The following is a 15294-nucleotide window of genomic DNA, read 5'->3' on the forward strand; positions in this document are numbered from 1 at the left end:
CAAGGTACTTGAAAGTAACAGAAAAACAATAGGCTATTCGCTGTTGATAGTGAGATATGGCTGTACCAATTGGCGAATGTTCACTTTTGCGCCAATTCTCGCTGCGAGCAAATACATTCCACCAATTTTACGATGTAAAAATAGGGCATCGGCAGGTGGGGTATGCCAGTACTCTTGTTCCATGCTCAAAATAGTGCCAGCTTCGCGAAGTTTTTGCGCTAAGCCACTGGCTTTAAAATCATATGGCTCATCAACCAACATGGGTTCACATGCCATTTTTACTAAATCGAGAATCGCTTGGCGCTGGTCAGGTAGGATGGTTTGGCTGAAGAAGCCAATTTGTTCAAGCGCGTCATTCAAGCCTTGTTCGTCATTATTCACGACGGACGCAAAGGCTTTGCGATAGCCGGCACTGAATCGTTCGCTGTATTCGCGAGTCGCCCCGAAATCTAACAAGCCGATTTGGCGAGTACTTTCAATGTACAAGTAATTGGCGAAGTTAGGGTCGGTTTGCACCATCTTGAATTCGAACAGCTCTCTGAACAGCAATTCGAGCAAACTGTGCATGACAAAATCTCGCGTACTTTGATCATAATGTTCGATGTGTTCAATGGGTACGCCGTCAATAAACTCCATGGCGAGAACGGAGTCTGAGCAACTTTCAGTGTGAATCTTTGGTACGACAAAATGAGGATGCTCCTTCAAAGCATCATGGTAACGAATCGCAAATTGCGCTTCTCGGGTGTAATCGGCTTCATCATGCAGTTGCTTTTTCGCTTCTTCGAGCAATCCTTTGTAGTCGACAGACTCGGGAATCAACCCAACGACCTTGAGCAGTGTACCGACATTATCGACGTCGCTATCAATACTTTTTCGTATGCCCGGATATTGCACTTTGACGGCTAGGTTATCGCCCGCATCGCTGTAGGCTTGGTGCACTTGTCCTATTGATGCACTGGCGATTGGTTTGAAGTTAAATGATAGAAACTCAGCTTTCCAACTCGTTCCTAGCGAACTTTCCATGACTCCGTTCAGTTGCTTTGCAGGCATTGGGTCTGCGTTGGAGCGAAGACGGGAGAGAATATCGGCGAGTTCAGGTTCTAAAACATCACCAGCATCCATTGAGAGCATTTGACCAAGCTTCATTGCAGCGCCACGTAGGTGAGCAAGTTGGTCTGTCAACCGTGCGATGTTTTGTGGCGTCAGCAAGAGGTCTTTCGCTTTTGGTTTATTGCCTTTGGCTATCTGCTTCGTGCCTTCTGCAATCACATTGCCTGCGACACGGGTAGCAAGTGAGGCGAATTTGCTGAATCTTGAGATGCGATGGGTAGGTAGGCTTCTTTCCTTTGCCGACATGAATCTTCTCCGCTATTTACTAACTAATTGTTATACGGGAAAAGGATATGTTTGGATACAAATGAAAAGAAAACCGCCAGCGTAACTGGCGGTTTGCGAGTTTAGATAGAGTAGAAGAAGTACAGTTGAGACTTCATTCGGATGATGATCCCGCGAATCACATCTAAGAAGGCCATGAAGCCTATCGGTTTTTCACCGCTGACCCATGCGAGGCCAACAGAGCCAACAGGGATGTCGTAGCCTTCTGGCTCATCAATCTTAAGACGAACAAAGTGGTGTTTGTTCTGTAAATTCTTTCCAGTGGTGACACGCACAGAATCATCGAAACCCAGCAGATTACCTTGTGACTCACCTGTTGCTTCAACAATGCCTTCGACGGTCGCTGAGAAGATCTTGCCTGGGTAAACAGACGAAGAGAATTCCGCAGGTTGACCCGGTTTGATGTTACGAATCGCCTGGTGGTTGACTCGCATCAGCACATACTTCTCGTTAGTGTACATATTAATACGTGGCATCATCGATACACGCTGACCTTCACGCAGGATAAAGTTGGTCACAAAGCCATCTGTTGGGGCATAAACTTTGGTGCTGTTCAAATCCCATTGCGCTTTTGCAATTTGCTCTTCAGCTTGGCGCAGTTCGGCTTGTTTGGTTTCAACTGCGAGCTCTGCTTTATGAATCGCCAGTTTTGCGCGGGAAATATCGACTTGTTTCTTCTTAATTTGAGACTCAAGGGTCAACACGTTGTGACGTGCCATATCAACCGCACTCGATTGTTTGTCGATGTCGCTTTCCGTGATGGTGTTTTGCACCACTCGGTTTTGCTCAACATAACGATCTAGCATCTTTTTCTGCAATTTGTAGTCAACTTTCGCCGCTTCCAATTGGCTCTTTGATGTTTCTAGATCTTGCACCAATGCTTGATGATTCGCTTCTTCAATCTCGATGTCGCCTTTTGCCGTAGCTAATGCGACTCGTGCAGAATCGGCGGATACGTTCGCCTGATTTAATGCGATTTCGTATTGCGTTGGGTCAAGTTCATAAATGAGCTGACCCTCTTTAACTTGCTGATTCGGCTTAATGTAAATGTGGTCAACTTTACCTTTTACATTGGTTGAATCTGGACGCAATTGGATGTGTGGTGACTGCACGACAGAACCACCGGATAAATCCATCGGGGTGAAATTAATCAAACCTACCCATACGAACATTAGCCAACTCAAACCGCCAAGATAAGCGAACGATTTGGTTGCTTTGTTCCAAGGCATGCCAACCAAACGCAGCAGATAGATGAAGAGAGCCCATACCGCTAAACCTTCTAACATTACGCTTCCTCTTTTGGCTGTGTTTCTGTTTGCGGTTTACTTCTCCATGTATCACGCAGATTGATGATGGCTTTTTCCATATCAACGAATGCAAAGATCACAGCTAGCACCCAAACCCAGTGCCAGACAAACCCTATCCAGGTGAGCGCAGTGATGAGCCCTATCTGATGATGGTCTTTGCTGTGCGCCTTATTAATTGGCAACTCATGGATTTTCCAAAAGCCGTAACACGCGCCCGCGACACTCGCGATTAAAACGACAGCAGCGACAACATGTAACGCCGTATCTGCGCCTGTACCGACAAATGGGACACTCAGTAAACTCATTAAACACTCCTCTATCAAACGGTTGGCGTATTGTGATCTGGATTTGATTTAGGTCTTTCTTTGTGACAGATTCAATCAATAGAGGATTAAATTTGATGTGATTGGTAATGAAGACGGTTCGGTTTATTCGTGCGATGGGCATTCAAAACATGCATAACCTCGCGTTATCTAAATACAATTTGGGCTCGGATAAACTGGGGATTCCGTCGTCGGTGTTCCACAACCCAATGACACTGATCCCGCTAAAAGCCGTCGCAGAATGGTATCGTTGTGTTGAACAAGCCAGTGGTGACCCGGATGTGGTTTTGAGCCTCAGCCGAGGTATTGAACTGCAAAAGCTTGGACCTGTGGGACGCTGGCTATTTTCTGGGAATGATTTAGCCAGCGCGATTCGACGCGTTAATTATGGTGCGAGTAACTTACAATCTGGGGCGTTTTTTGCTGGCGAACAGTCGGGCAAAATCATCAAATGGACTTACCACAATCCGTTTATAGAAACGTCAGTAAAGGTGCACGATAGTATCCGTTGTGCGGTATTTATGATTAAAGTGCTACGCGAATTTCTTGGTAAAGACTATCAGCCTTTGCGCGTCAAGATTTCAGGGTCGAGAAAAAATACTGAGCGATACCGGGAATATTTCGGCTGCGAGGTGGAATGGAGTCAGCCAAAAACAGAAATATGGATCCCGGGAGATGACCGATTAGCTTCCCGCCAAGTGAGCCATCGCGAAGACCGCCGTCTAGCGATGAGTTTTTCCGATTTGGATGATTTGCTTAATATGCCCGACCCAGAAGATGAGTTGAAAGTGATTTATGAAGTGGTGAACTACAGCAGTCATTATGGATTGCCAACGTTAGAGCGCGTTTCTTCTCTGCTTGATTTATCTGAACAGCAGTTTCAACGTCGTTTGCACAAATTAGGCCTCAACTTCTCGATGGTATCCGGCTATGTATTGAGTAATGTTGCGGCTGGGTTATTGAGTAAGCGCGTGAGCATTGATGACATAGCTATGCGCCTTGGTTACACCAATGTGGCGAGCTTCAATCGTATGTTTAAGAAGCATCGTGGATTAACGCCCAAGCAGTATGCGGGAAGATTAGAAAAGTAATGCTTCACTTGTCTTTATGAAAACAAGCAATAAAAGCCCTCAAGTTAGAGGGCTTTATTATTTTTTGTGTGGTGTTGTTTAATGTAATGGCTATTTCTTAGGGCGCCAGCTTAGTGCACTTGCAACAGCGCCGATGGCAATCACATCCTTTTTTTGTTCACTAAGTTCTGGGAGCATTTGTACCGCAATGGTACCGTTCGTCTGTACAGCGGCAATTTCTTGTGTGCCTTCCTTAAAGCTATAACCCAATGGAATGTCTACCGCCATCATGGCGTCGGGACTAGTATGTACGGTTTCTACATTAAAGTGGGTGCTGCCGATACGCACTACGCCAGTCTCTTTTTTCTCGAAGCTGATGTCGATGAGAGCGGATTTTGGCTCCATAGCAAATTCTCCCACTTTGACGCCATCTTGGGTGATATCACAGGTGTAAGGATCATTCCCACCAAAATCGACGCCCATGTAGTTAACCGACATACCGCCTCCAGAGCAGCTCAGAAGCCAAGTTTCCCCGTTGTCGATACGAGTAACTTCTGCGCCCATCGTACCGTCTTTGAAAGAGATATGGTTAAACCAACTTGAGTTAGAAGCACTGCGTGAATAGTTGCCTTTGTACTTACCAGCAAAATCAAAATGACCATCTGCACCGAATCCCCAAAAATCTCCGTCGGTTTTGATCAGCATTTCTGGTTGTGCTTTTACTGCATCAGTACGATCCATGACGGCTAGGCCACCACAACCTGCAAGGAGTAGGGGAGCGAATAGAGTAAGTTTCTTCATGTTTTTCATCGTTTATAACTCGGTTACATCTAAGATTTGGTCGGTGAATTGGATCTTTTGAATGTCGTACAACTCGTCAGTGCCTGTACTCGGGCACTCAACAGAAACGCTCTTTGCTTTGATAACGGTACATTCTGCCAGTTTGTGTGGCACGATATAGGTGTTGACGCCGCCTTCACCATAAATGCTGTTGTCTTTGCTGTTGCCTTCAAAGGTATTGTCTTGGTCATTACCGATCACATTCATCGCGTCGTCGCCAATGATCTTCACTTTTGTCAGCCACTGAGATTTGTAGGTGTATGCTTCTATCAAGCCGTCTTTGTTGGGAGCCATACGGAAGGTAGGCACTGTGCCTGGATTTGTCTTTTCTGTGTAAAGTTTGACGCCCGCAGAGTCGATGTTCGCGGTGTATTGCAAGTATCCGTGGAATAAGCCGCTGATCCAATCAACGGCTTGTGGATCTTGAGTTTGCATTTCTTCACGTGTTAACGCTTGGTAGCCATCTAAACCTTGTCCGTTTGCTTTTGCTACACCCATGTAAGCTTCAAAAGCGGCAGCAAAGTATTCGTGAGAATATGAAGGGCCCGTTTGTTTAACACTTTCAGGATCGAAGTCGTCCGATTTCCAATCGTCCCAGTCATACTGAGTTGGGCGCCACACCGTCGGTTTGCCCGCTTGAATATCGTTATAGATTTTTAACGCATGAGCTTGAATGTCATTTTGCAGTGCCGCAGTCCCCGTGTTAGGTGCAATACCTTGCGCTTGGACCAAGTGTAAAATTTCTTCAAAAGCGGCGTCTCGTTCGGCTTTTTTACCCAGATTGGCACAGTAATCGGCAAAATTACTCATGTAATGGCAATCGCCTTCAACTGTCAGTTCTCGATACATCAGAGATTGGCTGTTCCTTAGCCAGTTTGGTGTTTCTTTACTATTTACTAATGTTGCCACGATAGATGTGACAAGTGTATCCATATCATCTTCGTTAAGTACCATCATGCTTACAACAAACTTTTCTAGAGAACTCGTATCAAAAGAGTGTGCTAAGCCCGAGTTTGTCACTGCATCGTTCAGTTTGTCTTGGCGAATCAGTTCGTTGATAAAGATTTTGGTTAGCATCTCATCATTCTGTTCGTCGTTTTCGGTCAGCATTAGTGTGGCATCACGCTCGGCTAATGTCTTAGCGATACGAGACTTGTCAGCGCCGTACTTAGAGTCTGGTTGGTTTGTGAGAAGGTGTTGGATGATTTTGGCTGCACGAAAGATTTTTTCATTATTCGCACCGTCATCAACAGCCACAATGTGAAATGCATCATTGTTATTTGCTTCAGAAAGGGAGATTTTCACATAGTGGGTGAAGCCCGCATCAGCAGCCACTTTTAACTTGGCTGGAAGCTCTGTAGAAACGACAGTTGGGATTGTGACAGTGCTCAATGTTGGCGCTGGTGGTGTTGGAGGTGTCGTTGTCGATGGTTTCGAATTAGATTCACTGCCGCCGCAAGCAGTTAGACTTATCGCGCAAAATATGGCTAAAGGTGTTAATTGGGAATATCTCATTTCATGTTACTCGTAGACTTTATTAGAGCAAGAAACTTAGAAGCAACATAAAGTCCTGTCTATATAAGCAAACCAAGTCATATATATCGATATTGTTTTTTGGTAAGGACTATCATTCGATATATTTAAAAATGTAGTAGATTTTTATTCCGAAATTTATTTTTTATGTGAAGCTATATTCTGCTAATAAATAAAACATCAGGTTATTGCATGGTTTTAGGGGCGTGGAATGATTAGGATTATTGTATATGTATGGTTTGTAAGCGTATGTAAGCCCGCTTTTTATTAAAATTATCATTTAAGTGGGTTGCGCAGTATAGGACGAGCGATATACTCCCTCCATCATATTGGTGGAGTAAATGATTCATGGTGGGCAATACAATCTTACTGGTAGAAGACGACTCTGAGATTGCTCGATTAACCAAAATGTACCTCGAAGCCGAAGGCTATACAGTAACTGTTATCGACAACGGTCAAAATGCATTAGAAACGATTAAGGAACTCAAGCCGGACCTAGTGCTGTTAGATTTGATGTTACCAGGAAAAAATGGCGCAGAAATATGCCAAGAGGCACGTAAATTTTATCATGGGATTATCATTGTTTTGACTGCAACCGATGATGAAATGAGCGAGGTGAGCTTATTTAAGTTCGGTGCTGATGATTACCTTACCAAACCGATAAAAGGCAACATCCTTCTCGCCCGTATTGAAGCGGCGTTGCGTCGCTATCGTCGTCAAGTTGATACCGTTGAAGAAGAAAAGCTGAGCCGATATGGCATTAGCCTTTGTCTTCGTCGCTCCCAAGCATTTTATTTGCAAAAAGATATTGGTTTAACGAGCTCTGAGTTTGAAATTCTAGAGCTCCTGATGCTGAATGTCGATAAGCCAGTATCTCGTGAATCATGTTGCCGTCTTGCCAGAGGCATTGAATACTGCATTACTGATCGTTCGATTGATATGCGTATATCCTCACTAAGGAAGAAATTCTCTAAGGCTCATATCCATACCGCTACCATTAAGACCATACGTCACCACGGCTACATGCTGACAGGTAAATGACGCATGTTTTCCCTGTTTACTCGTCTATATGTGGGGTTAGTTACTGGCCTTGCGCTGACTGTTGCTTTGTTTCTCTTTATGGGGGAAGAGTACATGCGCAAAACAGAAGTCGGTGTTTTTTTGAGTGATGGTGCTTATTTTGTCGATCAATACATTGAGCAACGAGGCACTCCGGATTCTCTCTACAAGAAGTTAACCGAAAACGGCAAGCAAGATTTCTTTATCTTTGATTTAACATTGGTTGAAAACTGGGACGGATCACCGCCTTGTCGAGATTGTAAGCTGCTGTACCGAATACAGGGGATACCTGTTTATCTTATTGATGGCAGTACCTATGCTGCGGTATTCCCTTTACCTAACACCTCGAAGAGTTTAGTTTTCAAAGAAAAAACGGATTTCTTTAGCCCAGATGTTGATTGGAATGAAGATTCTGAGATTGTATTTATACTGACTCTACTTTTGGTTGTTGTGTGCAGTTTAGGCATTATGGTTTACATACCTGTACGACGTCTTGACCGCCAAATTAGGCAACTAACGGCTGCACAACAACAATTTGGTTCTGGTGAGTTGAATACGCGAGTCGATCTAAAGCAATTTTCGCAACCCGTGAAAGAGCTCGCCCAAGGCTTCAACTGCATGTCTGAAGAGATTGAGAGACGAGTACGCCAAACACACATCTTTACTCAAGCTATTCCTCATGAAGTGCGCACTCCGCTGAGTCGTATTCAGCTAGCGACGGATTTAGCTAGGCGCACGAGTGGTGAAATGCAGGCAGAGTTACATGACGATATTGAACGATACGTTGATGTAGTGACGGATTTAACTTCCGACATCGTCATGCTGTCTCGCTTGAGTGTGAAAAACCACTCTTGGGTCGATTCTGTTGAAACCATGGAACTGCCACTTTGGTGCAAAAGCCGTATGAATTACCTAGGCTTAGAGTCCGCCATGTTGAGAGCGGAAAATGAACTCGCGAACCAATTGATTCACTTTCAGCCTACTTTGGGTAACCTCGTCCTCGATAATTTACTGCAAAACGCCAAGCGTTACGGTGAATCCTGCGTTGAGGTGACGATTCGAATGGTAGCGGATTGCTGGAGTATCGATATTGAGGACGATGGTCCGGGCGTACCTGAAGCGATGCGAGAAGAAGTATTTATGCCATTTTCGCGTTTAGACAAAAGCCGCAACGCCGACGTGAAAGGCTTTGGTTTAGGGCTTGCCATCGCTACCAGTGCAGCGAGGCAATTAGGTTGGGAACTTTCTGTCGGCGAGAGTCACTTAGGCGGCGCACGTTTTACGGTGCTTATTCCTGCCAACGATTAGAGTAGGCACTGCGGTAGTCTGGTTCAGCGATACCTTCATACAAATCTTCACAAGCTTGCAGTGGACCTACGACAGTTCGGTAGGGTAGGACACCTGCCCAAACAGGAATGTCCATGTCTTCCGCATCGTCGTTGACGCCAAAATTGCTGATTTTCACAGATGCCTCTGTGAGTGGGATACGCAGCAGCATGGTGGCTTTGAGCTCTTTTTCATTGCTCAAACGGACTTGTTTTGTTCTCCCTGGAGCGATCTGTTCGATAAAGTGATTCAACAACCTGTCTTTCTCTTGGTTATCCTCCACCATCTCAAACTGGCCAAAGACCACGGCGCTACGATAATGCGCACTGTGGTGAAATGCACTTCGAGCCAATACCCAACCATCAAGCAAAGTAAAGGTTAAGCACGTTTGCACTCCTTGTTTGAGTGAGCGTAACAGTCGACTGTTGTTGGCACCATGGATATACACGTAATCATCGACACGCCATGCCAGCATAGGGATGACCACAGGGCCTGACTCGTTGGTTATCGCAATATGAGCGATTAGGCTTTCATCTATGATGGCGTGCAGTTTGCTAACATCAGAGACGGCTTTATGTGCGCCTTTCTTAATTTCCGTTCTATTGGTGTTGGATAGCATTTTCTCTCCTTGTTTGCTCACGATTACGAGCGATTGATCCTCATTCTTTGATTGCAATGTAGCGTTTAACTGGTAGCTTAAAGAGAGCCACTTTTAACTAATGGATGGATCCAGTTTGTCTTTGATTGATATCGGTGACCTGCATTTAAAAGACAGTGATGGAACGCGTCAGCAAGCGTTGTTTTTTGCTATTCGCAAGAAAATTGTTCAAGGATTGTGGGTGAAGAATGGGAAGTTGCCTTCTACGCGGAAGCTTTCACAAGCGCTTAATCTAAGTAGGAATACCGTGATTTCTGCTTACGAGCAGTTAGTGGCGGAAGGTTACTTGAACAGCCAAAAAGGTTCGGGTTTTTATGTTGCCGTAGAACTGCCGGAGCAGTACTTGCCTGAACCTAATTCAGTTCAGAGAGACTCATCACCGAAAACCAACTTTGACATCAACCGCGCATTTGCACCGGGTGTGCCGGATTTGGACGCATTTCCGATGGCGCAATGGCAAAAGTTACTTGCTCGCCACATGTCCCGCCCCTGCTTGTTGGGGAATCAAGATATTCAGGGTAGTTGGGCATTGCGCAGTGCTTTAGCTGACTACCTCGCATCAAGTCGCTCAGTGAATTGTTCTCCAGAGCGCATTATTATTACCTCTGGGGCACAGCAAGCGTTGTCAATCGCGACGATGGTAGCTCTAAAACAAGGTGATAAGGTTTTGATGGAGCAACCGGGTTACGCGCAAATGCGGAAGTTGATTCAGTTCCAAAACTATCAATTTGAGCCTTTGTTCGTAAGAGAGAAATTAGGCTTTGATGTGGAAGCTGTGACCTCAAGCGATGCCGATGCGCTGTATATCACACCAAGTAATCAATATCCGATGGGGACCACACTCAATACCGAGCAAAGAGGAAAGATCATCAACTGGGCGGTCGAGCAATCAAGTTGGATCATCGAGGACGATTATGACAGCGAATTTCAGTTTGCTCATCGTCCCTACACCAGCTTACAGGGGCTAGCCGCTCAAATGGGTCGAGATGAGCATGTGTTGTATGTGGGTTCCTTCAGTAAAGTGATGTTTAACGGATTGCGGCTTGGCTACCTGGTGGTTCCTGAACGTTTAGTAGAGCAATGCTTAGTGGTTAAAGATGCGTTAAGTGGTGATTCACCGACGCACACTCAAGAAGCATTGGCAGATTTTATTACTGAAGGTGGGTTATTACGTCATATTCGAAAAATGCGTCGACTGTACAAAACTAAGCATGAACAGATGCATTTATCCATTCAACAGCATTTTGGCGACCGTGTTTGCGTCGTTAGCCAAGCGGCGGGGCTTCATATTACGTTGAAATGGCAAAACGGTATGGATGAGCTGCGTTTTACAAAACTGGCAGAGCATGAAGGGATCATCTTGCGACCTTTGAGCTATTATGAACATCCAGGTTTCCAAGCACGTCACTGGCATGGTGCCGTGCTTGGTTACGGTAATATCGCGTTAGAGAACATAGACGCTGGTATCCAACGTTTAGCTCATATATTTCGACATGGGAAGCGATGACTATTCAACTGCGCGTGTTTGTCGTTTATGTCGCCACTGTTTCCAAGGCAGTAAAAGTAGAGTGAAAATGCCAAGTGCATAAAACATTGACCAGCCTAAACATATAAAAACACCGGTACAAAGCAGTAGAGAAAGTCCCGCAAGCGCTTTACCAAACCCACGAAGCAATTTATAAGCGGCTAACATCGCCAACATGTAAACCAAAACGAATACACTATTTGCTAGTTTTAGGAAAAACTCCAGATCGAGCTGCGATAGCGTTCCTATTACGCAAGATATTAGCAGTACGCCGCCAACTAATAAGGTGGCTGAGAAAGGGACACCACGACGCGAAATCTTGGCTAGTGGGCTGTAAGGACGATGTTCCCGAGCTTGAGCCCAGACCATTCGCGCTAGGCTCTGTGTGTATAAGTTAACGCTCGCGAAACAAGCGGAGAATCCGATCAAACTGATTATCCATTTGGCCCCATCGCCAAGTAGTTGAGCACTCAACCATGGAATCGATGCATTATCGAATTGAGAATTACCATATGCACCAAACTTTAAAATAACAACAGAGCAAGCCCAGTACGTAGCTCCCGCTACAAAACAACCGACAATAATGGCAATAGGGAAATCTCTTTGAGGGTTTTTGAATTCTTCCCCCATATGAGCAAAAGCCTCTATGCCAACAAAACACCAGAACATCACGCCTAGCGCTGCGGTAATAGGCCAAATTGACTCTTGTGTGATAGCTGGCATCACGAGATCGGCGCTGTTAACGTCACCTTTCCATAAAAATGTGCCAACGAGCGCAAAGACACTCAAAGCAATAAGAGTTTGTAAATGACCTGATGACTTAGTGCCCATCAAGTTGACGAACACAAGAAGTAATACCGTTAGAATTTGTGCAAACAGATTATTGCTAATAGGCTCTGGCAATATTTGCTGTAGAAAGCCTGCGGCGAGTGCAATCGCGGCCGGAACCCCTACCGGAATGACACTAACAAATAGCCAAGCTACACTACTTTCCAGTTTGGCGTTAAATGCTTTACGCACAAAAAATGCGGTTCCGCCCGCGTTGGGATATCGCTTGCCTAGCTGGGCAAAAGTCAGCGCAATAGGACAAATGGCGATGAATAATAAAATCCAGGCCCATAGTGAAAAATGACCCGCTATGCCTGCTGCAATGGCTGGTATCATAAAAAGCCCCGTTCCCATTAATGTTGTGGATAGTTGGGCGATACCGGATGTGAGTGAAATGTCTTTTTTGAGCTGTTCCATGCTAATTGATTCATCCAATGTTGTAGGGCTTATGACGAAAACGCTTGTGGATTCTAATTATCTCATTTATTGGAGTTTAATGAGCCCGCTAGTGCGCTGAATACATAAGAAGCGTATTTGATTTCAATGCGTTATCGCTCTTCTATTTGAATGGATAACGGTGCGCATCTCATGCTTACCAAATAGCATATCCAAAATCTTAATAACAAAATGCTTTACTGAACCGTCAATATGACGGTTGTTTTAAATATTTCCAACAAAATGTTGGTTTCTTATGCAGTTAGAATCGGTATAGAATGAGAAAAATAAGGAAAGCTTGGTAAGTATATGGACAAGTTTGATCATAAGATTGTGGATCTGCTCAGGCACAACGCTCGGCTGTCGGTGACTGAAATTGCGGATAAAGTGAACCTTTCTCGTTCTGCGGTGACGGCTCGTATTCGTAAGCTAGAACATGACAAAGTGATTCTCGGGTATCACGCTGAAATTGCCTCTTCAGGCGGGGACTCGATTTGTGCTTATTTTGCTCTAAAGTTCGATAAATCTACATCCACATATTATTGTGAATCATATGCCGACGAACTATACAAAATCGATGGCGTAAAATGGTGCCATGCAATCAGTGGTGAAACGGATATGATGGTTTTTGTCGAAGTACCTACGATGACTCGTTTGAACGAAATCAGAGATCAAATTCAACGTTACCCAGAGCTAAGGCACCTCATGACTCATACCGTTTTAGCTGAGTTCTTTAATACGACTGGCAACCAGTTTGTGAAATAAGCATCATGGGTGCCATTATTTATTAAAACCTTCTTGAGCCGGTATGTTAAACAACATCAATTTGAATCTACTTAGGTCCTTGCATGTACTTTTAGAAGAGTGTCATGTCAGCCGAACTGCAGAACGTTTGCACATTACGCAGTCTGCGGTTAGCCGACAGCTTGCACAATTGCGCGATCTGTGTGGTGACCCACTGCTTATTCGTCAAGGTAATCAGCTGATACCAACCCCGCGAGCAATAGCATTAAAATCAAAGCTTGATGCGTTACTGGCTGAGTTTGACCATTTACTCGATGACAAACCTTTTGAGCCGCAACTGTGGCAAGGCGAGCTGGTTATTGCCTCAAGTGATTACGTGGCACAATACGTTTTGCCCGATATTGCATCTCACTTAGGTGAACAAGCACCACAATTGGATTTGGCGTATCAACTGTGGCAACTAGATTTTATCGATAAGCTTCACGAGTTAGGAATCCACCTTGCTTCTTCTATGTATCCCACTCAGCCTGAAGGTGTATCTAGCATCAATATTGGTTCTGATAAATCAGTTTGTTTGATGAAGGCGTCTCACCCTTTAGCTGGTAAGGCTTCGATTTCTATAGAGGACCTCATCAGTCATTCGCATATTCAAGTGACGGGTGGGGGAGACAAAGACTCAAGTACTGATATGGCACTAAAAAACAGGGGGCTGATGCGTCATGTTACCTTTAAAGTGCCTTTTTTCTCTGCGGCGGTAAATCGTTTGGTCTCAAGTGAGCACTTAATGGTAGTTCCGGAGCACATTGCAAATAATTTGGCCAAGCACTGGCCTTTGGTTCATAAAGCGCTTCCTTTTGAGACACCTACCCATGAATACTGGCTGATGTGGCATCCTAAATACGACAATGATCCAGCTCATCAGTGGGTGCGAGAGCAAATCCACGCGGTGATGAAAATATCGGAATACTCCATCCATTAGGCTATGATTTTAAATCATGACTTTTATGCGAAACTTTGATTTCAAATTATAGCTCTTCAATTGATAGATTGAATTCAAATGGAGAGAGGTTATTTATGACACTAACAGTTTGGTTATCACTTTTTACCGTGTGTTTACTCGGTGCTATGTCACCTGGGCCTAGCCTAGCGATTGTGGCAAAACATGCCTTGGCTGGTGGACGCATCAATGGCTTGGCAACGGCTTGGGCACACGCTATTGGAATTGGCATTTATGCGTTTATTACGCTGATTGGCCTCGCTGTTGTTTTGCAGCAAAGCCCTATGTTGTTCAAGACGATCAGCCTTGCAGGCGCGGCATATCTTGCATATTTAGGGTTCAATGCGCTGCGTTCGAAAGGCGGTGTGGCGGCGAAGTTGGAGTCAGGCGAGGAAACAACGGTAAGCCAGTCTGCTCGAGAAGGTTTTTTTATCTCGATTTTAAGTCCTAAAATTGCCTTGTTTTTTATCGCACTATTTAGTCAGTTTGTAGCGCTAGGTAATGATTTGAGCAATCAAATGATCATTGTGGTTACACCATTTGTTGTGGACGGGCTTTGGTATACTTTTATCACCCTAGTGTTATCGAGCTCTAAAGTGGTGGACAGAATTCGTTCTAAAGCGGTGTTAATTGATCGTTTGTCAGGGATTGTTCTCATGCTATTGGCACTTCGAGTGGTCGTAACCGTATAAATTTGCCAAGACAACAAAATATTAAAGGCAGCCCAGGTGGCTGCCTTTTTTGTAAAAAAGCACCCTGCCATTGTAAAAGACAGGGTGAAAGCAAGAAGTTTCTCAGGAGCAGTCGGGGGAGAGAAACTTATATAAATTCTATTTACTTATCGGCGAACCTCTTCGAACTCACCTTCAATAGCATCGGCTTTACCAGTATTGAATTCATACTCTTCATGCATTTCTTTCTGCATTTTCTTCACGCGCTTCTCAATACGTTTGCCTGTAATTAATGCTGCGATGGTCAACGGAATCGCAATGATCAAGCTAAATACTAATGTAAAAAAGCCCGTAATCAGTGCTAGTGCGGTAACAATAATCCGATTCATAATCATGACCTCTCTGTAATTCATGTGTTCAGATTAATGCTGTGAACATGAACAAAACATGAATGATAGTCTTCACTTTGTCCGGAGAGTGTCAAATGAGCGAAATGAAAAAACGCCTGAGGGTGATCAGGCGTATAAACGGGGAAAAATATTAGTAATGCGCTTCGCGCTTATTATTTAGAACAAATATGAGA

General features: G+C 44.5%; 15 protein-coding genes. 7 read left to right on the forward strand and 8 right to left on the reverse strand.

The genetic code is table 11. The annotated features are described in order from the left end of the window. Positions 1-33 precede the first annotated feature (33 nt). From L3V27_RS01480 to L3V27_RS01490, 3 genes are all read right to left on the reverse strand, one after another. Positions 34-1356, reverse strand: a complete 1323-nt coding sequence (locus L3V27_RS01480; RefSeq protein WP_237310815.1) for an AarF/ABC1/UbiB kinase family protein — start codon at positions 1354-1356, stop codon at positions 34-36. A 101-nt stretch (positions 1357-1457) separates the two neighbouring features. Beyond that, the gene (locus L3V27_RS01485) at positions 1458-2681 is read right to left on the reverse strand and encodes a biotin/lipoyl-binding protein (protein ID WP_237310816.1); all 1224 of its coding nucleotides are present in this window, start codon (positions 2679-2681) and stop codon (positions 1458-1460) included. Beyond that, positions 2681-3007: an MFS transporter gene (locus L3V27_RS01490; RefSeq protein WP_046875867.1), complete on the reverse strand. Its 327-nt coding sequence runs from the start codon at positions 3005-3007 to the stop codon at positions 2681-2683. Before L3V27_RS01490 ends, L3V27_RS01485 begins: the two co-directional genes overlap by 1 nt. Before the next feature lie 107 nt (positions 3008-3114). Here L3V27_RS01490 and L3V27_RS01495 point away from each other — a divergent pair, with 107 nt between their 5' ends. Next, positions 3115-4116, forward strand: a complete 1002-nt coding sequence (locus L3V27_RS01495; protein ID WP_237310817.1) for an AraC family transcriptional regulator — start codon at positions 3115-3117, stop codon at positions 4114-4116. A 90-nt stretch (positions 4117-4206) separates the two neighbouring features. Here L3V27_RS01495 and L3V27_RS01500 read toward each other — a convergent pair whose 3' ends face one another. Beyond that, positions 4207-4896, reverse strand: coding sequence for a hypothetical protein (locus L3V27_RS01500; protein ID WP_150916949.1), 690 nt, complete (start codon positions 4894-4896; stop codon positions 4207-4209). 12 nt (positions 4897-4908) lie between these two features. Further along, positions 4909-6450 carry a hypothetical protein gene (locus L3V27_RS01505; protein ID WP_150916947.1) on the reverse strand — a complete coding sequence of 514 codons (1542 nt, stop codon included), beginning with the start codon at positions 6448-6450 and terminating at the stop codon, positions 4909-4911. A 366-nt stretch (positions 6451-6816) separates the two neighbouring features. On the opposite strand from L3V27_RS01505, the gene L3V27_RS01510 reads away from it, so the two are divergent. Both L3V27_RS01510 and L3V27_RS01515 read left to right on the forward strand, forming a co-directional pair. Continuing rightward, positions 6817-7509 (forward strand): response regulator transcription factor, encoded by a 693-nt coding sequence (locus tag L3V27_RS01510; protein WP_005396371.1) that lies wholly within the window; start codon positions 6817-6819, stop codon positions 7507-7509. Between the two features lie 3 nt (positions 7510-7512). Then, on the forward strand, positions 7513-8835 hold the full coding sequence (locus L3V27_RS01515) for an ATP-binding protein (protein ID WP_048624822.1): 1323 nt from the start codon (positions 7513-7515) through the stop codon (positions 8833-8835). Here L3V27_RS01515 and L3V27_RS01520 read toward each other — a convergent pair. Next, a complete protein-coding gene (locus L3V27_RS01520) occupies positions 8816-9472 on the reverse strand; it encodes a pyridoxamine 5'-phosphate oxidase family protein (protein ID WP_006741174.1) in 657 nt (218 codons plus the stop codon). The genes L3V27_RS01515 and L3V27_RS01520 overlap by 20 nt on opposite strands. Positions 9473-9572: 100 nt before the next feature. Here L3V27_RS01520 and L3V27_RS01525 point away from each other — a divergent pair, with 100 nt between their 5' ends. After that, entirely contained in the window at positions 9573-11018 is a 1446-nt protein-coding gene (locus L3V27_RS01525) for a PLP-dependent aminotransferase family protein (RefSeq protein WP_237310818.1), read from the forward strand. Here L3V27_RS01525 and yjeH read toward each other — a convergent pair whose 3' ends face one another. Continuing rightward, a complete protein-coding gene (gene yjeH / locus L3V27_RS01530) occupies positions 11019-12281 on the reverse strand; it encodes an L-methionine/branched-chain amino acid transporter (protein ID WP_114323370.1) in 1263 nt (420 codons plus the stop codon). It abuts the gene before it with no gap. A gap of 327 nt (positions 12282-12608) precedes the next feature. Here yjeH and L3V27_RS01535 point away from each other — a divergent pair, with 327 nt between their 5' ends. From L3V27_RS01535 to L3V27_RS01545, 3 genes are all read left to right on the forward strand, one after another. Further along, positions 12609-13064: an Lrp/AsnC family transcriptional regulator gene (locus L3V27_RS01535; protein WP_005396378.1), complete on the forward strand. Its 456-nt coding sequence runs from the start codon at positions 12609-12611 to the stop codon at positions 13062-13064. Positions 13065-13107: 43 nt separating this feature from the next. Further along, a complete protein-coding gene (locus tag L3V27_RS01540; protein ID WP_237310819.1) occupies positions 13108-14022 on the forward strand; it encodes a LysR family transcriptional regulator in 915 nt (304 codons plus the stop codon). Positions 14023-14117: 95 nt separating this feature from the next. Continuing rightward, positions 14118-14732: a LysE family translocator gene (locus tag L3V27_RS01545; protein WP_237310820.1), complete on the forward strand. Its 615-nt coding sequence runs from the start codon at positions 14118-14120 to the stop codon at positions 14730-14732. A 146-nt stretch (positions 14733-14878) separates the two neighbouring features. Here the strand turns inward: L3V27_RS01545 and L3V27_RS01550 are convergent, their stop codons facing one another. Then, positions 14879-15100 (reverse strand): hypothetical protein, encoded by a 222-nt coding sequence (locus L3V27_RS01550; protein WP_005397748.1) that lies wholly within the window; start codon positions 15098-15100, stop codon positions 14879-14881. Positions 15101-15294: the final 194 nt, after the last annotated feature.

Source organism: Vibrio sp. J2-3(2022) (assembly GCF_021725735.1).
GTDB classification, from domain to species: domain Bacteria; phylum Pseudomonadota; class Gammaproteobacteria; order Enterobacterales; family Vibrionaceae; genus Vibrio; species Vibrio diabolicus.